Raw genomic sequence first — 19,442 nt, 5'->3', positions numbered from 1 at the left:
CAAATGTTGACAATGAAGTAAAGCAAATTATAAGAAAAAAGGAGTTTATAAGATGATAGTCGTAGATAAAAAGAAATATAAAATGGCAATCAATGAAGTTGCGAAGGAAGTGCATGTACAGGTAAGAGGATTAATGAGAGAGGAAGACGCAGAAGGCTATATGGTAGATTTGCAGGATACTATTACTAAAGTATCGAGACATGAGTATACGTTTGTCGTCGATGGGACTCACCAAACACCTGTACCTTCAAAGGTTGTACCACAGCTGGAGCAAACGATGCAATTTTATTCTAGTTTAGGTTTTAAGGATGTCCTAGTAATTAAACCTTCATCTAAAATTGCTCAAGTGCAAATTAGGAATGCGCTTGAAAGAATTGATTTCACAGGTACATTTATAGATAAATCCCATAATTCCATCTAGTGCTTGTTCAATCCAAAGGGAAATATTATTTAATAAATTGAAAGGAAGATCAATATATGCAAACCATACAAGAATTGTATACATATGAAATTATTACGAAGGAACAAACAGATTTACTTCAGAAAGCTGCTGAGTGTCTAGCTCGTACATTTATTGGAGTGGATGTTTCTGGAAAATGGGTTCAAGAACCGATGGTAGGTCAATTAGATATAGGTTATGAAGACTTCTATGATTTCACAAAGGATTATTTAGAGGCTACAGTGGAGCAGGGATATTGTGCAGTGGCTAAGGATATTGATAATAATGTTGTTGGTGTTCTTGCTGGAGATACCAATGCACCAGAGATTATCGGAGAAGATGTATTTGAAGGTTCTTTTTATGATATGAATGTAATCCTGCATGTTCTCGAGGATGTGGATAAACGTTTTATGGAAGATTATAAAAGACGTAACGGAAAAGACATTGAAGATGGAGAGTTATTACACCTATTCATGTTAGGCGTGATAGCTGAACATGACCGTCATGAAATTATTCAGCAATTAGGAAGTAAATTGATAGCAAAAGCATCATTACAAGGGGTGAAGGCGGTATTAGGTGAAGCAACAAATGCGAAGTCATTACGAGTAATGGAAAAATATCATAATATGAAAAAATATATAGATATAGAAGGCAACTATATTGTTCATAAGTACCAGAACAATAGTAAGTTGAATAGTATTCCTGCTAATGTAGCAGATGGTACATATATCATTATAAGAGAACTATAAAATATTCATTATTGCTAATTCAACAATTAATAGGAGTTAGGAGATTTATTTATCATGGAAGTTATTTTGCTAGGTATAATTGTTATCTTATTGGGAATCTCGGTGTTTTTTGCTTACAGATATTTTTCGCTAAAACGTCACCCACAATTTAATAAAGAAATTATTAATGCAATGAAAGAGATGTCAGCAGGTAATATCACAGACAAAGTGGATGAAAGTAGCTCTGGTTATAAAGTTTTTAATCAACTAATTGAGTTTTTCGGCAATGTGAGAGAAAAGTTCTTTTCATTTTCAAAAGATGTACATGAAAAAGGTGAAACTCTCGCGGAAATTGGGGAATATGCTTCTGAGAAGGCGGATATTGTTAGAGCAGCAATTGATGAGGTAGGAAGAGGTTTACAAAAGCAATTAGTAGCAACAGAAGAAAGTGCTGCATCTATGGAAGAAATGTCACACGCTATTGAGGATTTATCAATCAGATCAAATCAAATATCAGAACAATCAAACGCTACATTAGAATTGACTCAGGAAGGAAACGTGAAGCTAAAGGATTCCTTAGAAAAAATGGAGCAGTTTAATCAAACAATCAATACAACATTTGATGCAATAAATAAACTTGGGGAAAAATCTCATGAAATCGGCCTTATAGTAAAAGTGATTACAGAGATTTCAGAACAGATTAATTTATTGGCATTGAATGCGGCAATAGAAGCAGCACGTGCGGGTGAACATGGTAAAGGATTTGCGGTTGTTGCGGATGAGGTTCGAAAATTGGCAGAACAAACACGCCAATCCTCTTCTGAAGTATCAAATATTGTGAAGAATATACAAGAAGAAACTGAAATAGTTGTTAAGTCAATGCAACAGGGAACTGAAGAATTTAGTGATACAAATACCACTATTGTAGAAGTTGGAAGCATGTTCGAAAAGATTCTATCTACTACAAAAATCATTGCTGAAAATAACGAAAATTCTTCTGCAAGTACGGAAGAATTATCTTCTGCTACTCAGCAGATAATGGCAACAATTGTTGAGATAGCGTCTATTTCACGAGAATCTGTTGAAATGTTCGAGGAATTAATAGGAATTAGTGATGATGAGTTGCACACGATGCAAAAACTTGTTCAGGAAGCAAAGAGCCTAGTAGATCTAAAAAATGATGTAAACGAATTACTATTTACTTGGAATTATGTTGATGAAACTGTGGAAAATAAAGTGAGCTAAATGCTGAAGAATAAGATTGATGAAGCAGTAAAAGGAAATTCACCTTGCTAGCTGATATAAATAAAAGTGCTTCTCATAGGTTAATACAACTTGTGGGAAGCTTTAATTTTATACGGGTATTCAAAGAGGAAGACTTCTTATTTTTGAAACAAGACTAAGAGAGATGCCCTAAGAAGCTAGGGACTAACCAATTGGATTTTAATAAAAAAAACAACTTCTAGTAAAAACATCAAGGAGGCTGCAACATGAAGGAAATACAAAAATTGTTTCCTAGTATGGATGGGAATGACTTTCAAAGAGAGGAATTACTATCCTACTTTAAGAAAATTCTAACGAAAATTGATGGATTAAAGGACCCTGACAAACTAACGCTAGGGGAAATGCCCCAGTACACAGAGGATTATTATAATCGTGTCATTCAAAAGGCTTCTATCCCTAATGCGGGGGTGTCTATGGATGAAGTGGTACAAGAGCTTCTAAAATTGATAGAAGGACATCGGTTCGTCAATCGGAATTATGTAGCTAATGCAGCGCCACTTCCGAATATCGCTAGTATCATTGGGAATTTAGTGATGGTACTAGTTAATGGGAATAATCTTTGGGATGTGGAAGGACCAGCAGCAGCTACGGCAGAAGTTGAGGTAACTGCTATGCTATCCAAACTTATCGGATATGATGAAAGCATCAGTGCAGGATATACAACCTGGGGAGGACAAGGGGCTGTCTTTAACTCTTTACGGTTGGCCATTGCCCGATTCGCGCCATACTCTAACCAAAAAGGTATACCGCAAAATCTCTATTGCTTCTGTTCGGAGCTATCACACTATAGTCTATATAAGTCTGTAGAGGCAACGGGGATTGGCGTAGAAAACATGATTCGTGTGAAAGTTAATGCTGATCATTCTATGAATCTAAAAGACTTAAAAGAAAAAATGGAGGTTGTTATTGCAAAAGGTGGTGTTCCACTTTATGTCCTTGCAACCATGGGAACGACTGATACATTTGGGATTGATGACATTGAGGGCATTAAGTGCATAGCAGAAGATTTGGAACGTGCATATGGCATATATCCAATCTATATCCATGCAGACTCTGCAATGGGGGGGATGTATACTTTCTTTAATAATTACGATTTTGAAAGAAATCCTCTGCAATTTGAAGACAATGTTCATGGGGTATTGAAATCCTATCAACAGAAGTTTCAACAAATCAAGCTTGCAGATAGTATGGTCTTTGATTTCCATAAGCTGGGACAAACGCCATATATAACGAGCTTATTTTTAATTAAAAATAGGGAAAATCTTAAATATGTTGACTTAGATGCATCAGAAACGCCGTATGTTGGGAATCGAGGTTATGGTAGTTATCATACAGGCTATACACTTGAATGTTCACGAATGGGAAGTGCTTTAACAATTTATGCGTCTTTATTAGCATTTGGAATCGAAGGTTATCAGGAGCTTTTAGCCAACTATATTCGTGTCAATATTGCATTTAGAGAGACGTTAACAAAAGAAATACCGAATGTGGCGGTCACGAATGAGGTTTCTCCGATTACAACATTCCGTTTTTATCCTGAAACGAAAAAATGGAAGGAGGAACTGAACGGACATTTATCTTTAGAAGAATTGACGGAAATTAATCAATTTAATGACGAGTTTGCAGAGATAATTGGTGCAGAACGAGATACCGTCTTCTTTGGAAATACAACAAAGCAACGTCTCGTGGATGTCGCAAACTCAAACAAGCGAATCTCCGTATATGCGCATAAATTTTTTGCAATCTCTCCGTACTCGATAGTGGAAGAGGTCGAACGGTATGTTGGATTTCTAAAAGGACACCTAGATTTCTTTCTGAAAACAAGAAGTAATCATCAAATTTTAATAAGAAACTAAAGAGGTTAATGGATGATAATTTAGAAGCTTCTCATTGGTTTTGCGAACTTTTGAGAAGCTTCTCTTTTGAATGAAAATATTTGCAACGATTTTAAAACTTATCTGGGAACTGTTTTACAACTCCGGAAGAGATTGTATCTGCCATTAGGATAATATGCGTGATTCCTTCATCTATTGAGTCAATCCTTGCAGCCCAATCTTTTGCTAAACTTGCAGTTAAATCATTTGTCACTAATTTTAGATGCATATCCAGCATACTTTTTAAATCCTCTTTCTTCAAATTAGGGTTGGCTTCGCTCAGAAAAACTGCTATTTCATCAGCATTTCTATCCCACTCCTTATTTAGCTCATTGACAGAGTCTTCATTTTCGCTTTTAGCCTCATCTACAATCTTTCCAGCAATAACAATATGCTCCTTAAGCAAATTCGTTAATTCGTTTCCAGCTTTCTCTCCGTAAAGGGGCTTAATAGCATCACCAATGTCTTCCTGATTTTTAAGAAGCCTAGTCAAAACTTGTTTTTGATCCTCCGCTCCCGCTGTTGTTGCACTCGTAATATAATTACTTGTCCACATTACATGATCCATCCAAAGCTTCCTGAATTCATTCTTAAACTTTACTTCAGATTGGCTAATGAATTGCTCTTGCGGTTTAGCATAGGCACTGCTTGTTCCAGCAACCATGTTTAGAGCAAATAAAAAAATAAACCCCAACAACATTAACTTTTTCATAAACTTTCTCCTTTCAAAGTTAAAAAAAAATACGCTTTTTATTATTTGAAATAGAGAAATTTTTATTCCTTAAAATACTGCTTATAGTGGTTTATAAGAAATGAAGTTAAAATAATTTAGGAAAATTTGCTGGTATTTTTTCTAAATTATTAATTGGAGGATAATGACGACTGTTTGAAGATCGTAGAAGAATAAATGAATAATAATAAATCTAGAAAGCAAAATGATTCATTTTGCTTTCTAATGATTTATTTTAATACATATATTGCCCTATTGTAGAAGTTATCAATATGCTCACGGTTAAGCGAGGATAACAAAGGAGCCCAGTTACTCGAATAATTTTACATAGTAGATTTTTTTTCTTGTTTTTTTATTTGAAGATAGCGCCATAGAGATACGGATATTTCGTTTGCCTCTGCTTCATGCGGAGTATCCTTAAATGTATTGTTGAAAACTGGCAAAATGGCTTCCATTACATAAAAATTCATAGAGTGTGCTCGCATCTCGTTAAGGAGATAGTTTGCATATTCTACACCGTTCTCTGAGTCGTCAGAGGTTAACTTTTCTGTAAAGCCTTCTAATTGTTGTACCAGCATATTGCTTGTTACTCTGGTTTCTTCCGCTTTTTCATGAAGTGCATGGAATATATCGGATGTGATTAATACACTCTTTGTTTTCTGTAAATGAGCGAGCATTCCTTCGATATGGTTTAGTACATTGTTCACTACATCTTCAGGGGTTGCTAATTGTTTTGTGACCATTGCAATAATACGGAAAGAGTGTTGAATCATAGCCAATGCCTGTGCAGCGCATTCATATGAATATACACGGATTTGTTCCCCATATACGTCAACAAATCGAGAAGCAAGCCATTCGATTTCACGAATCAATTGTGTTTCAATTACTTGCTTTAATTCAGGCTCATTATTTTTAAATATAGCTTCAAAAATTTGAATTAAGTTTTGCCGTCTATGTACATATGCTACTAAAGCAATTTGCTTAAGCAACACATTTTTGTCGTCCGGCTTCGTATTTAAAGCAACCTCAATTCTTGCAGTTATTATCTCTTCTCTAGCTTCCTCTAAAATTGCTATTAAACATTGAACTTTAGAAGTGAAATGGTTATAAAAAGTTCCTTTAGATACATTGGCAGAAGAGATAATGTCAATAATAGAGGTATCATTAAAACCTTTTTCTAAAAAAAGTTGTCGTGCCGCGTGTATGATTTGTCGTTTTCTTTTGTTCATATCCTCACCTAATCATTCGTTGTTTTACTTATTTTATACCGTTAGTATAATTTGAAAACACTTTCATTTCAATGTTTTGAACAATAATTATTTTTTTGTTGAAAAAAATAGACTCCCGGTATAGAATGTATTTCGAGGGATGAAATGATAAAGAGAGAGAGTGAAAATATAAATATGAACAATTATCAAACTCTGGAAAAGCCTCCATATTTAATGATCGCAGTCCTTTTTGTGGGAGCTTTTGTTGCGTTTTTGAATAATACCTTATTAAATGTTGCACTTCCAACCATCATGGTGGATTTAGGTGTTACTTATTCAACTGTACAGTGGTTGGCGACAGGTTATATGCTAGTTAGTGGGGTTCTAATACCTGCTTCAGCATTTTTAATTACTCGTTTTAAAACGAGACCATTATTTATTTTTGCAATGTCCATTTTTGTTGTGGGTACTTTAGTTGCAGCCATTGCCCCAAGTTTTGGCGTATTATTAGCTGGTCGTATGATTCAGGCAGTAGGTTCATCTGTGATGGCCCCAATTTTAATGAACGTGATGTTAATTAGTTTCCCTGTTGAAAAGCGTGGAGCAGCAATGGGGATGTTCGGATTAGTAATGATTGCAGCGCCAGCAATTGGTCCAACATTATCTGGTTGGATCGTTGAACATTACGATTGGCGAGTTCTTTTTGAAATGATTCTACCAATTGCTGTATTAAGCTTATTATTTAGTATCTGGAAGTTAGAAAATGTACTTCCAAATAGAAAAGTTACATTGGATTACTTCTCACTAGTTCTTTCAACTATTGGTTTTGGTGGAATACTCTATGGATTTAGTAATGCCGGAAACGATGGTTGGACCGATCCAATCGTATTAACAACAATTATCGTCGGGGTTATTGGTGTTACACTATTCGTTCTGCGTCAACTTAAATTAGAAACGCCAGTTTTAAGCATGGAGATTTTTAAATCACCATTATATGCACTATCAGCTATCATAAGTGCAGTTCTTTCGATGGCAATGATGGGCGGAATGATCTTAACACCTGCTTATGTTCAAAATGTACGTGGAATTGAACCATTCGAATCAGGGTTAATGATGTTGCCAGGTGCCATTGTAATGGCAATTATGTCACCAATTACAGGTCGTTTATTTGATAAAGTTGGACCGAAAATTTTAGCAATCACTGGTTTAACGATTACGGCAATTTCAACATATTACTTACATGAACTGGATTTAGATTCAACATATCTATACATTATTATGATTTATACACTTCGTATGGTTGGTATCTCTATGGTTATGATGCCAATTATGACAAATGGTTTAAACTCTTTACCAGCACGTTTAAACCCGCATGGTACAGCTTCTAATAACACAATTCAACAAGTTGCCGGATCAATTGGTACTGCTTTGTTGATTGCGATTATGAATAAGAGAACAACAGCAACTGGTGAAGATTTAGCTGCGCAAGCACAAGCGAATGCAACTGGTCCAATGACGGAAGAGCAAATTGCAACTATGAAAGCACAAATTACTCAACAAGCATTACTTGATGGTATCCAGTATTCGTTCTTAATCGCAACAGGCATTACAGTCGTTGCATTAGTTCTTTCATTATTCTTAAAACGTGCAACAAGTCCAGATAATAAAGTTGCACCTAGCGTTTCAGAAAAAAGTGTTTCAGAAAAGCCGGCAACTGCAACATTAAATAAATAAATTCGTTATATATTACACCTATCACTGTGTACTTTATATAGAAAAAGAGTCATTCCAGAGATGGAATGGCTTTTTTTACGCCCTTGATTAGGTGACTAACTAATAAATAGGGATTTTTTTGTATAATTTTGACAAAGGTTTTGAAATAAGCCTTTAAAGAATATAATTATAGTATAATCTTTTTTCCAAATCGTCATATTGTGTAATATTTCCTAACATAGGAATTGGTGTATAATGGGGATAAGAAAAGAAGTAAGACATGGGGGTTTTGTGGATGGATGTGCTTGATTTTCTAGAAAAACTAGATGAGATGGTTATTTTATTTGAACCGATTTATAGTGCAGATGAGCATGTCATTGTTGCATACGAAGTAATCGGTCAATATACAAATGATGGGGAAACGATTAATGTAATTGATTTTACATACGATGAAGCAATACCAGTAGAAATTCGTACTGAAGTAGAGCAGGCACTCGTTAAAAAAACAATCGAATTGGCAAAAGATGAGATTGCTCAAAACCATGTCAGACTTTATATTCCATGCAATCCAAATTTATTGATGGAGGATTTTGGAGATGGATATTTCCAATTGCTAAAAGAGGCATTAGGTGAAGAACTATTATCTTATATCTATCTTGTAATACCTGAGCACAAGTTCAAAGGGGAAAGTGAACAGCTGCAGCATCCAATTCGCTATATTAAGACATATGGAGTAAAAGTTGCGTTAGATAATATAGGTTCTGAGAGTAACCTGGATCAGATTTTAATGTTTGAACCAGCTACATTAAAAATTAATGTAAGCCAGTTAAATTATAATGCTTGGGGAGCACAAAACCATGTGTTTACAACGATTCAGTCATTAGCTGTGAAAATAGGTGCCGCCTTGATGTTTGATAACATTCATACAGATTATCAGTTACATCACGCATGGAAAAGTGGCGCAAGATTTTTTAAAGGGGTTTATTTACAAAAACCGTCCAATCAATTCATTCCGAAAGATACACTAAAGGATCGTTTCCGAAACGAATGTAAGCAATTTATCTCAGCTGAAAAAAGATTGCTTGAGGGTAAATTTGAGGAAATGAAGAATCTTGGGAAAAAGATTACATCAATTGTAGAGGTTACTAAACCAGATGGCGAAAATGTTGAAAAACTCCTACAATTAGCTAACCAATTAGAGGATTATGCATTCCGTTTTTATATTTGTAATGATGAGGGGTTTCAAATTTCCCCCAATATTGTTCGCCATAACGGAAAATGGGATGTTGAAGAATGTGCAGTAGGAAAAAATTGGAGCTGGCGTCCATATTTCTTATTCAACATTATCAAAATCCGTAACACGGAAAAAGGTAATCTATCGGGCATTTACAGTGATATCGAAACTGGAGAGCTTACCCGAACTTTCTCAATGGCGCTAAACGACCGCGAGTATTTATTCGTCGACATCACCTACGATTATTTATACGAACATAATATTGTGAACTAATCACGATCCCTATTTGTAGCTCTGACTATAAATAGGGATTTTTTTGTGAAGTCCTGTTATGTAAGAAGTAATAGAAACATAAAATACTAGGTGTAATTACCATGAACGATAAAAGGGAGGAAACGAAATTCAAATTCATGTGATCCAGCCTGGCCAGTCGCTTTTTGGAATCGCACAAGCATATAACACTACAGCAGAAAGGATCATACAAGCTAATCAATTAGACGAACCCGGAAACTTGGTCGTAGGGCAAGCAATTGTTATTCCAATTACCGGTAGTTTTTATTGGGTGCAACAAGGGGATACGCTCTACTCAATAGCTCAACGCTTTGGTACAAGTGCGAGCAATCTAGCCCAAATCAATGGCATTAATGTAAACACACCTTTAAGAGTAGGGACACGGTTGTATATCCCACCAATGCAAAAAAGAAGTGCAGAAGTCAATATTTATATTGAACCGATCGGTGATACAGTTAGTCAGGAATTATTAAATGAAGCAAGAGAAGTGGGGCCATTTTTAACGTATTTAGCACCGTTTAGTTATGAGGCGAGAAGAGATGGAAGCCTTGACCCTCTTCCAATTGAAGGGATACCGGAAACAGCGAGAGAAGCTGGAGCTTCATTAATGATGGTAGTTTCCAATTTAGAGAATGGTCAGTTCAGTGGTGAGCTGGGTAGAGCTATTTTGCAAAGCACAGCTGTACAAGAAGTATTGCTAGAGAACATCGTTGAGGAAGCTCGAAGAATAGGTAGTGTATCAGATATTCACTTTGATTTTGAATTTCTTCCAGGTGATCAACGCCAAGCCTATAATAATTTTTTAAGAAAAGCTGTAGATTACTTACACGGGGAAGGGTTCTTAGTTTCGACTGCATTAGCGCCAAAAACAAGTGCCGAGCAGGCTGGACAATGGTACGAGGCCCATGATTATCGAGCGCACGGAGAAATAGTGGACTTCTCGGTACTCATGACTTATGAGTGGGGCTACTCGGGTGGACCGCCAATGCCGGTTTCACCTATTCCGCAGGTAGAAGAGGTTCTCCAGTATGCTTTAACAGAAATGCCAGCAAATAAGATTATGATGGGCCAGAATTTATATGGCTATAATTGGACACTCCCTTTTGTTCAGGGTGGCCAGTATGCCAGAGCTGTAAGTCCCCAAAGAGCGATTGAGTTGGCAAGAACAAATAACGCTGTAATCGAATATGATTATACTGCACAAGCCCCACACTTTAACTATGTGGATAATGAGGGAAAAGCTCATAAAGTATGGTTTGAAGATGCACGATCTATCCAGGCGAAGTTTAATCTTATGAAACGATTAAACTTACGAGGGATTAGCTACTGGAAGCTTGGATTCTCATTTCCTCAGAATTGGTTATTAATTGGTGAGAATTTCAACGTTGTGAAGCGTTAAGATGGATTTACTGTAATCATAAATAATTATTGAATATGTAAAAGGGCAGTAAAAGTAAAACTGCCCTTTTTTTATGCGAAAAAAAATATTATTACAATGGAGAAAAAATAAGATAAATAGAAATTCCTATTTTTAATCTATATCTTTTGTATTACAATATTTGGTATAACAGATGAGGAGGAATATTTTGGTAAAGTTAAATAAAGTTGGAATTCCCGTTTTAACGTTAGCAATGTCTTTTGGAATGATGTCTGTAGGAAATGCTGAAACTCTGGAACAACCATCCGCTAAAAATTTACAAATTCAAGTTGCTTCTACGGATAATAATGTATCGAAAAACCAAGTAATTAAAAAGTTTAAAGAGCTATTTCCGAAAAAATTTGATTCTTTATCAACAAGTGATTTTCATCTTAGCTCTGGTCACTATTATCCGGAAGATGAAACCGTTAGATATGATTTAAGCTTTTCAAAGTTAATTCAAGGTAAGGAATTATTCGGAAATGCCACTTTTATAGGAGACAACCTAGAATTAGAGAGTTTCCATTTTGAACCAACTGACAAAAAAGAAGCACTTTTTCCAGCAAAAATAACGAAGGAAGAAGCGCAAGATCTAGCACAGAACTTTGTTAAGAAGTTTTCTAACGGCAAGCAGTATCAGCTGGATAAGAATAATAGTGAATATTATTACTACTATTCAAATCAAGTATTAACAGAGCCGATTCATTATTATTTCTCATTTATCAATACCGAAAATAAAATTGAAATTGCTGATCAAAGAATAGATGTGGTCGTTCTAGGAAATGGAGATATTGTACAGTATTATCAATACTCACCGAGCAATGGCAAAAATACCTTTGAGAAAGCAGAGAAGCTAGTAAGTGAAAAAGACGTCTTAAGTAAATTCAAAGAAAATTTGAATCTTCAATTACAATACCAAGTAAACTATGACTACAGAACAGATAAAAATAATGTACAGCTGGTATATGCACCGGTAACTCAGTATTCAGGTATTAATGCTTTAACTGGCCAATGGTTAACGAATAATGGCTTTGCAGAGAATCTTCCACAAAACCCAAAGGTGGAAAAACTAGTGCAGCAACCTTTAAAGCCAAGACAAGAGGCAATAACAGTTGAAGATGCAAAAGAAATCGCTAAAAAATTGTTAACGATTGATTCGGATAAGATTAAGTTAAGATTGGATAGTATTGAAGAAAGAATAACTCGAGATGGTAAAGAAATAATCAGTATTAGTTACTCCTATGAATATCGAAATGGTGGATATGGGACAAGCATAGAATTAGATAAACAAACAGGTGAGATCATCCATTATTTTAGCGTTAAAAATGATGTTTTAAGTGAGATTGGTGAAAAACCAAATAATGACAAGAAGTTAACTAGTAGTGAAGCATTGTCTCAAGCGATTAGCTACCTAAAAGAATGGGTACCTTCTTCTTTGCATGAATACATCAAACCTATTGCTGAACCATATATCGACGAAGAATATGGTGTCTATAATTTCTCATTCCCTAGAATCATTAATAATATTGTTGTAGCAGGAAATGATATAAGTATTGGTATTGATTCTGATGGGTCATTGAATAATCTATATGTGAATGAGCTGGAAGTTGAAGAATGGCCAACAACTGAAGACATTTTATCGAAAGAAAAAGTGGAAAAGATCTTCGATGAAGCACTTAGTCTGAAGTTACAGTATGTAAAAGAAAACCACCAAGACGAAACAAAGCACTATTCGCTAGTATATAGCCCTATCTTTAACGATAAATCCTCCACTTCTCTAGACGCGAAAAGTGGCGAGTGGACAAGCCCATTTGGTGTAAAAGAGTACCCGATTGTAACTCATGACACAGCAGGAGAAGAGTTAAATTACCTAATTCAAAACAATATTTTAGAGGTTGAAGATAGCAAGTTCAATGCAGAGAAGTCTGTGACAAGAGGAGAGGCCTTAAAGGTTCTTATTAGATCAATTTCTTCATTCTATGGGGGAGAGTATCCACAAGACGAAGAGGCTCATCAAACTTTCGAAGATATTTCCCCGGATAATCAATATTATCAGGTAGTTGAACGTGCTGTTTCGCTGGGTATTTTGGATGCTGAGAAAAAGGAGTTTAAGTCTTCTGATCATATTACTCGTGAAGAACTGGCACTATGGTATATAAAAGCACTAGGTTTAGATCAAGCTGCAAAACATAGTGGTATTTATCAGCTTAAGGGAATCAAAGATGCAAAAGATGTAGCCTACCCTGGGTATGTTGCATTAGCGGATGCACTTGAAATTCTTCCATCAGAAAAAGGATTATTTTATCCGAAAAAATCAGTTACTTATGCTGAACTGGCTGTATCCACAATTCAATTAGCACATAATATTTATGAAAGTGGTAATAGTTATAGATACTATTGATTAAATAAAAGAGCTGGCATTTTAGAATTGCCGGCTCTTTTTTTACTGGAGACATAGAATCGAAGTTGCTGTTCGTCAAATTATCTTACATATATTTCTAGACAAAGAGGACTATTTTGCTTACAATATTCATATATGAATATATAATCATATATATAAGGAGGAGCTAAATTGGAAGAGCAAATAAATGAACATCCTTACGACTTAGATGAGGAGACATTATTTCTTGTTTCTCAAACTTTTAAGGCATTAAGCGATCCAACTCGAATACGTATATTAAATTTATTATTCCATAAAGAACATTCGGTCAATGATATAGCAGAATCTCTTGATTTAAGACAATCAACGGTTTCACATCAGCTTAGATTTTTGAAAAATTTGCGATTGGTAAAATATAGACGAGAGGGTACATCCCTGTTTTATTCTTATGATGATGAGCACGTTATCCATATGCTTAAACAAACAATTGAGCATGCTAAGCACAGTTAAACGGTTTAATTTTCAAAGATAACCAATATTACTATATGCACATATACTAATATATAACGAAAGGGGGTACTTAAATGGGACACGGACATGATCACGCACATCATAATCATACCCATGGAGCAAACAAAAAAACATTAACAATTGCATTTTTTATTATAGCTTCCTTTATGATTGTAGAAGTAATAGGTGGGTTCTTAACCAATAGTCTGGCCCTATTGTCAGATGCAGGACATATGTTAAGTGATGCAATTTCTTTAGGGGTAGGGGTTCTTGCTTTTAAATTTGGTGAAAAGACTGCAAGCTACAGTAAAACCTTCGGGTACAAACGTTTTGAAATTTTAGCTGCAGTATTTAATGGTGTAACTTTAATTCTAGTAGCTATTTTTATTTTCTATGAAGCGATTGAACGCTTTACAAATCCGCCAGAAATTACGTCCTCAGGTATGCTAGTCATTGCCATTGTTGGGTTACTGGTTAATATACTTGTGGCATGGATTTTAATGCGCGGTGCAGATACTAAAGAAAACTTAAACTTACGAGCAGCTTTTTTACATGTTATCGGGGATATGCTGGGATCAGTTGGAGCAATTATTGCAGCACTTCTTATTATGTTCTTTGGCTGGAGCTTTGCAGATCCACTTGCTAGTGTAATCGTTGCTCTAATTGTTATTGTAAGTGGAATTCGGGTTACAAAGGATTCTATACATGTATTAATGGAAGGTGCACCGAGCAATATTCAGATCGATGAAATTATTAATGTGTTTGAAAATAAACCAGGCATACTTAATATTCATGATTTACATGTATGGAGCATTACGAGTGGTCAAAATGCACTTTCTTGTCACGCAGTGGTTACTGAAGACATGACAATACAACAATGTCAAAAGCTGTTGAAATCAATCGAGCATGATTTACTCCATCTTGGAATCGGTCATATAACTGTCCAAATGGAGGATTCTGAGCATGCTCATGAAAATTCCATTCTATGCAAAAATGACCATGATAGTAATCATCACCACCATCACCATTAATCGTTTTTTTGAAGAGGCTGGGACAAAACCCAAAAACACCATTTTTCTCAAGTAGAAAAATGGTGTTTTTTCGGTGTGGTGGAAATTGATTTTCCGTTCCGGGTACGCTTTTTCACGGGCGCGGCCAGATCCTGTAGTCTCGGGCTTCGTGCTATTCCCGCAGGAGTCGACCCTACACTTCAATCAATGATGAAAGTATCAAATTCTTAGTATAGATTTGCGCTAACTTTCTTGAGATTGCTACTTATGTCTCAGCCTCTACTTTTTAATATAAGTTCGTAACTTTTAGCTTTCTTCATACATGGGTAGAATGGGAAAGATAGGTATAACTAAACTTAAGGGTGAATGGAATGGAAAAGAGAAAAAATAGTCAAGATGAGCCTTTCAATTTTTGGTCAGGTGTTTTATTTGGATTGGGGTTAGTTGCTTTTATAGACGAAGCAGTCTTCCATCAACTGTTACATTGGCATCATTTTTATGATAAATCTACAACAAGTATTGGTCTGATTTCGGATGGGCTTTTTCATGCATTCAGTTGGTTTGCTACAGTAGTTGGACTCTTTATGTTAGCGGATATACGTAAAAGAAAAGTATGGAATATAAAACGATGGGTTGGGGCGGCAATTTTAGGTGCGGGACTATTTCAACTTTATGACGGGATCATTCAGCATAAACTAATGCGCCTACACCAGATTCGTTACGATGTAGAGGTCATTTACTACGATATTGTATGGAACGTGATTGCTTGCTGTATGATTGTTGTCGGATTGATTCTATTGATGCAGAAAAAATCTCCTGAGTTAAAGAAGAATGCGGAGAAGCATCATGCATAATCATGAAGGTGTTAGTATCCTGAATTCATTGGTTTATGTTTGGTTGCTGTTATTTATAATCAGCTATATTGTCTTTGTTTTCATGACAAATAAAACACATAAAAAATGGCCCATAGCCCGTATTGTCTTTTGGATAATGGGCACTATTTCAGTTTCTTTAAGTATCATCGGGCCAATTGCTGAGAAAGCCCATGTGAGTTTTGCAGCCCACATGATTACCCATCTTTTATTAGGCATGTTTGGTCCGCTATTAATCGTTCTCTCAGCACCCATGACACTCCTATTAAGAAGTGTTCCAGTTGTGTGGGGTAGATTTTTGAGCAAAGTGTTAAAAAGTGGGTATGTTCAATGGATTACCCATCCGATTATTGCGAGTATACTCAATGCAGGCGGACTGTGGATTCTATATTCAACGGATTTATATACTGCAATGCATTCATCCAGTTTGCTTCATATCCTAGTTCATGTCCATGTATTTTTGGCAGGTTATGTTTTTACTCTTTCTATGATTTATATAGAAGTGACGTCTCATCGGACAAGCTTTCAGTTAAGGGCAATTGTTCTAATTATTGCGATGGCAGCCCATAGTATATTGTCAAAATGGATCTATGCAAATCCACCTGTTGGAGTTGAAACTGCAGATGCACAGCTAGGTGGAATGCTGATGTATTACGGTGGAGACGCAATTGATTTGATGATTGTAATTATTCTATGTTCCCAGTATTTTAGAGGGAAGAATCGAGCAACAAAAGGAAGGGCGTTTACTGCTGTTAAAACGTCTGAAGGATGAAAGTAAAAAGGATGAGGAGTTCCATAAAAGTGTCCTTCATAAAAATGATGAAGGACAAAAATGAACATACGCCACCAAAGTCCTTCATCTGTTAAAATCCTTAGCTCTCCTTATTTTTTTTCATGAGTTCCTTTAACGTAGTAAGTACAGCTTCAAAGGGTTGGTTTTCTCCGACTTTATAGAAATCATTGAATAAATCGCCCTTCTTTTTAATGCGATCCAAAACAGCTGGGATAGTGAATTTTTTGGGAGTCAGAGTACTTGTTACTTCATGCCATTCCAAAGGGGTTGCTATTAAGCCAGTCTCATTTCCTCTTGGGGAATAGGGACTAACAATCGTTTTTCCTTCAGCATGCTGAATGTAATCTAAATATAAACGGTTTCCTCGATTTTTTTTCATGCGTTCTATGGTAAACCATTTTGGATTTTGTTCTACTAAAAAGCGGCACACAAACTCTGTAAAAATTCTTGTTTCATCAAACGTAAACCGATCTCTTGGAAGTGGGATATAAATTTGCAAACCTTTACCCCCGGAGGTTTTGATAAAGGATTGTAGATTGAATTTATCAAATATCGCTTTCATATATAGCGCAGCTTCAATAGCTAATGAAAATTCATCCACTGAAGGTGGATCCAAGTCAAATACAATTTCTGTAGGACATGTTGTATCGATTGTTTTAAAGGGGATATGAAATTCGATTACCAGTTGATTTCCTAACCACAATAAGGTCCTCATATCATTGCATACGATATATTCAATATCTTCCTCCATACTTGTGTTGATAAAGCTAGGCGTATAATCAGGTGCATTTTTCTGATAAAAACTTTCACCCGGCACACCATGAGGAAACCTGATGGATGTAAGTAGACGATTTTTCAAAAATGATAAAAAGAAAGGTGCCACTTCCTGAAGATAGTAAATATAATCATCCTTCTCCAAGCCGACTGCTGGCCAAACAGGCTTATCAGGGTGAGTAATTTCTACTTTCTCAGGTATTGGCGTTAGCCCTCTTAACATCCTTTTCCAGGTAGCGCTAGATGAGGGAACGTCAAACCGGAATGCTTCAAAGCGCGGTTCGCGAAGCTTTTTTCCATCGAAATCAATACAAGCTACATCAACACAAATGGATGGAGGAAGTGTCCAGGTTGTAGGGGAGGTTTTCGTACCGTTCGTTTGAAAAAACTTTGCAAGGGTTTGCATCTCTTCATCCGTAAGCCCGTGACGGAACGTAGTGATTTCTACCAATTCTTCTCCAGAAAAAACTGCACCATTAAAATAACCATTTGTTTGATCGAAAACAGTCAGAATAATTGTCACGATGCGCCAATTTTTCACCTTTAACCACAGACTTGACCTTTTGCCACTCTCCCACAGACTGCTACTTTTTTTGGCGATTAGCCCTTCGCCGTTCCATTCTTTTATTTTATCCCATAGTCGATTACTATCATGAAACACCGCCACTAATTGGAGATTTCCTCTATTCTTGTAGAAGGGAGAAAGGGGTAACTGAACGTTTTTAAATAATGTGAGAAGTTTTTGTTTTCGCTTCTCAAGTGCTGCTTGTGTAATATCTTCACCATTTATTTGAAGTAAATCAAAGGCTATAAAGTTACAAGGGTACTTTTCGCTGGATTCAACAATCGTTTTTTTAGTACGCATTCTTCCTCTGGATTGCACAGTTGAAAAATCACTTTTGTAGTCATTCTGTAAATAAACAATCTCACCATCTAAAATGAGGGGGAAATGGGGAGAAATTCTATCTACTATGTTTTCGCAGTAATGAATGATTTCAGGGAAGTAATCGGTCAATTCTTTATCATTTCGACTAATTAAAGTTATGCCATCTGAATCCCATTTTAAAATACATCGAAAACCATCATATTTTACTTCGTATATCCAATCATCACCAGTTGGTGCAGTTTCTGCTGATGTTAAGAGCATCGGTTTCATTTGGAAAACCTCTTTTTTCATTTAGTTTTTAACATAATTAGATGGTTATACATAGTTAACAGCTAGAATCAGCATAATAAGAAAAAAGTAGGTGAATAAATTTGCATACAGTTTGGAAAGGCAGTATTAGCTTTGGACTGGTCAATATACCAGTGAAGCTACATACAGCTACTGAAAATAAAGATATCAAGCTGCGTCAGCTCCATAAAGAGTGTAATAGCCCAATTAATTATCAAAAGGTATGCCCGGTATGTGCGCAGGAAGTAAAAAGTGAAGATATAGTAAAAGCCTATGAATACTCGAAAAATAAATTTGTTGTGTTAGATGATGAAGAGCTCGAAAAACTGCGCAAGGAAAATGAAGACAAAGCAGTAGAAATCATCGAGTTTGTAAAGCTGGAAGAAATTGATCCAATCTATTTTGAGCGCAGTTATTTTCTTGCTCCAGATACTGGAGGAGGGAAGGCATACGCACTTTTACGGAAGGCGTTAAGCGATTCAGGGAAAATTGGTGTCGCCAAAATTACAATTCGTTCAAAGGAGCAGCTAGCTATTGTACGTGTCTATGGAGAAACTTTAGTAATGGAAACCATTCATTTTCCTGATGAGGTGCGTAGTACAGAAGAGGTTCCTAACATTCCGAGTGATGAAAAAATTACTGAAAAAGAGCTTGATACGGCATTGATGCTTATTGACCAATTATCGGCAAAATTTGAGCCCGATAAGTATCAGGACGATTATCGAACAGCACTGCTTGAACTAATTGAGCAGAAGAAAAATGGGGAGCTAACAGTTACAGTAAGTGAAAAAGAGACGGTTGTTCCATCTGATATGACTGATTTGATGGCAGCCCTACAAGCGTCTCTTGATAAAACATCAACTACTAAAAAGAAAACTACTACAAGAAAGAGAAAGACAACAGCAGAGAAAAAAGAAGCTTAAGTTCTAAGCGGTAAATAAAAACGCACTTAAGTGAGCCATCTAAGCACTTTCTGTTAATAAAATAAATATGTAGAAAAAAACACAACTC

Annotated in this window: 16 protein-coding genes; 13 read left to right on the top strand and 3 right to left on the bottom strand. The window is 35.9% G+C overall.

The features are described from left to right. Nucleotides 1-52: 52 nt before the first annotated feature. The 4 genes from C1N55_RS18190 (at nucleotide 53) to C1N55_RS18175 (ending at nucleotide 4,307) form a co-directional block, all read left to right on the top strand. Entirely contained in the window at nucleotides 53-421 is a 369-nt protein-coding gene (locus C1N55_RS18190; RefSeq protein WP_137730111.1) for a hypothetical protein, read from the top strand. 56 nt (nucleotides 422-477) lie between these two features. Then, nucleotides 478-1,188, top strand: coding sequence for a hypothetical protein (locus C1N55_RS18185; protein WP_137730110.1), 711 nt, complete (start codon nucleotides 478-480; stop codon nucleotides 1,186-1,188). A 54-nt stretch (nucleotides 1,189-1,242) separates the two neighbouring features. After that, nucleotides 1,243-2,412 (top strand): methyl-accepting chemotaxis protein, encoded by a 1,170-nt coding sequence (locus C1N55_RS18180; RefSeq protein WP_137730109.1) that lies wholly within the window; start codon nucleotides 1,243-1,245, stop codon nucleotides 2,410-2,412. A 245-nt stretch (nucleotides 2,413-2,657) separates the two neighbouring features. Further along, on the top strand, nucleotides 2,658-4,307 hold the full coding sequence (locus C1N55_RS18175; RefSeq protein WP_137730108.1) for a pyridoxal phosphate-dependent decarboxylase family protein: 1,650 nt from the start codon (nucleotides 2,658-2,660) through the stop codon (nucleotides 4,305-4,307). Between the two features lie 91 nt (nucleotides 4,308-4,398). Here the strand turns inward: C1N55_RS18175 and C1N55_RS18170 are convergent, their stop codons facing one another. Together C1N55_RS18170 and C1N55_RS18165 are read right to left on the bottom strand one after the other, a co-directional pair. Continuing rightward, nucleotides 4,399-5,037, bottom strand: a complete 639-nt coding sequence (locus tag C1N55_RS18170; RefSeq protein ID WP_137730107.1) for a glycosyltransferase — start codon at nucleotides 5,035-5,037, stop codon at nucleotides 4,399-4,401. 341 nt (nucleotides 5,038-5,378) lie between these two features. Continuing rightward, the gene (locus tag C1N55_RS18165) at nucleotides 5,379-6,284 is read right to left on the bottom strand and encodes a TetR/AcrR family transcriptional regulator (RefSeq protein WP_137730106.1); all 906 of its coding nucleotides are present in this window, start codon (nucleotides 6,282-6,284) and stop codon (nucleotides 5,379-5,381) included. 174 nt (nucleotides 6,285-6,458) lie between these two features. Between C1N55_RS18165 and C1N55_RS18160 the strand changes: the two genes are divergently transcribed. From C1N55_RS18160 to C1N55_RS18125, 8 genes are all read left to right on the top strand, one after another. Continuing rightward, on the top strand, nucleotides 6,459-7,997 hold the full coding sequence (locus C1N55_RS18160) for a DHA2 family efflux MFS transporter permease subunit (RefSeq protein WP_137730105.1): 1,539 nt from the start codon (nucleotides 6,459-6,461) through the stop codon (nucleotides 7,995-7,997). Between the two features lie 274 nt (nucleotides 7,998-8,271). Then, entirely contained in the window at nucleotides 8,272-9,483 is a 1,212-nt protein-coding gene (locus tag C1N55_RS18155; protein ID WP_137730104.1) for an EAL-associated domain-containing protein, read from the top strand. Nucleotides 9,484-9,610: 127 nt separating this feature from the next. Beyond that, the gene (locus C1N55_RS18150) at nucleotides 9,611-10,900 is read left to right on the top strand and encodes a glycoside hydrolase family 18 protein (RefSeq protein ID WP_137730103.1); all 1,290 of its coding nucleotides are present in this window, start codon (nucleotides 9,611-9,613) and stop codon (nucleotides 10,898-10,900) included. Between the two features lie 187 nt (nucleotides 10,901-11,087). Then, a complete protein-coding gene (locus tag C1N55_RS18145; protein WP_168193898.1) occupies nucleotides 11,088-13,319 on the top strand; it encodes a YcdB/YcdC domain-containing protein in 2,232 nt (743 codons plus the stop codon). A 171-nt stretch (nucleotides 13,320-13,490) separates the two neighbouring features. After that, nucleotides 13,491-13,808, top strand: coding sequence for an ArsR/SmtB family transcription factor (locus tag C1N55_RS18140; RefSeq protein WP_305036258.1), 318 nt, complete (start codon nucleotides 13,491-13,493; stop codon nucleotides 13,806-13,808). A 74-nt stretch (nucleotides 13,809-13,882) separates the two neighbouring features. Next, the gene (locus tag C1N55_RS18135) at nucleotides 13,883-14,839 is read left to right on the top strand and encodes a cation diffusion facilitator family transporter (protein WP_137730101.1); all 957 of its coding nucleotides are present in this window, start codon (nucleotides 13,883-13,885) and stop codon (nucleotides 14,837-14,839) included. A 350-nt stretch (nucleotides 14,840-15,189) separates the two neighbouring features. After that, on the top strand, nucleotides 15,190-15,672 hold the full coding sequence (locus tag C1N55_RS18130) for a DUF2243 domain-containing protein (RefSeq protein WP_137730100.1): 483 nt from the start codon (nucleotides 15,190-15,192) through the stop codon (nucleotides 15,670-15,672). Beyond that, the gene (locus C1N55_RS18125) at nucleotides 15,665-16,462 is read left to right on the top strand and encodes a cytochrome c oxidase assembly protein (protein ID WP_370452547.1); all 798 of its coding nucleotides are present in this window, start codon (nucleotides 15,665-15,667) and stop codon (nucleotides 16,460-16,462) included. Before C1N55_RS18130 ends, C1N55_RS18125 begins: the two co-directional genes overlap by 8 nt. 100 nt (nucleotides 16,463-16,562) lie before the next feature. Here the strand turns inward: C1N55_RS18125 and C1N55_RS18120 are convergent, their stop codons facing one another. Beyond that, a complete protein-coding gene (locus C1N55_RS18120; protein WP_137730098.1) occupies nucleotides 16,563-18,413 on the bottom strand; it encodes a DNA ligase D in 1,851 nt (616 codons plus the stop codon). Between the two features lie 101 nt (nucleotides 18,414-18,514). On the opposite strand from C1N55_RS18120, the gene C1N55_RS18115 reads away from it, so the two are divergent. Beyond that, nucleotides 18,515-19,354: a non-homologous end joining protein Ku gene (locus tag C1N55_RS18115; RefSeq protein WP_137730097.1), complete on the top strand. Its 840-nt coding sequence runs from the start codon at nucleotides 18,515-18,517 to the stop codon at nucleotides 19,352-19,354. Nucleotides 19,355-19,442 lie beyond the last annotated feature (88 nt).

Source organism: Lysinibacillus sp. SGAir0095 (genome assembly GCF_005491425.1).
Lineage (GTDB): Bacteria > Bacillota > Bacilli > Bacillales_A > Planococcaceae > Ureibacillus.
The sequence above is the reverse complement of the archived record's forward strand: the minus strand, read 5'-3'. Positions and strand labels throughout refer to the sequence as shown.

Bases quoted from the DNA above. Each gene is read 5' to 3' on its own strand.
- C1N55_RS18160 (WP_137730105.1), top strand. From the start codon at position 6,459: ATGAACAATTATCAAACTCTGGAAAAGCCTCCATATTTAATGATCGCA.
- C1N55_RS18190 (WP_137730111.1), top strand. From the start codon at position 53: ATGATAGTCGTAGATAAAAAGAAATATAAAATGGCAATCAATGAAGTT.
- C1N55_RS18120 (WP_137730098.1), bottom strand. From the start codon at position 18,413: ATGAAACCGATGCTCTTAACATCAGCAGAAACTGCACCAACTGGTGAT.
- C1N55_RS18165 (WP_137730106.1), bottom strand. From the start codon at position 6,284: ATGAACAAAAGAAAACGACAAATCATACACGCGGCACGACAACTTTTT.
- C1N55_RS18170 (WP_137730107.1), bottom strand. From the start codon at position 5,037: ATGAAAAAGTTAATGTTGTTGGGGTTTATTTTTTTATTTGCTCTAAAC.
- C1N55_RS18125 (WP_370452547.1), top strand. From the start codon at position 15,665: ATGCATAATCATGAAGGTGTTAGTATCCTGAATTCATTGGTTTATGTT.
- C1N55_RS18180 (WP_137730109.1), top strand. From the start codon at position 1,243: ATGGAAGTTATTTTGCTAGGTATAATTGTTATCTTATTGGGAATCTCG.
- C1N55_RS18185 (WP_137730110.1), top strand. From the start codon at position 478: ATGCAAACCATACAAGAATTGTATACATATGAAATTATTACGAAGGAA.
- C1N55_RS18135 (WP_137730101.1), top strand. From the start codon at position 13,883: ATGGGACACGGACATGATCACGCACATCATAATCATACCCATGGAGCA.
- C1N55_RS18175 (WP_137730108.1), top strand. From the start codon at position 2,658: ATGAAGGAAATACAAAAATTGTTTCCTAGTATGGATGGGAATGACTTT.
- C1N55_RS18155 (WP_137730104.1), top strand. From the start codon at position 8,272: ATGGATGTGCTTGATTTTCTAGAAAAACTAGATGAGATGGTTATTTTA.
- C1N55_RS18130 (WP_137730100.1), top strand. From the start codon at position 15,190: ATGGAAAAGAGAAAAAATAGTCAAGATGAGCCTTTCAATTTTTGGTCA.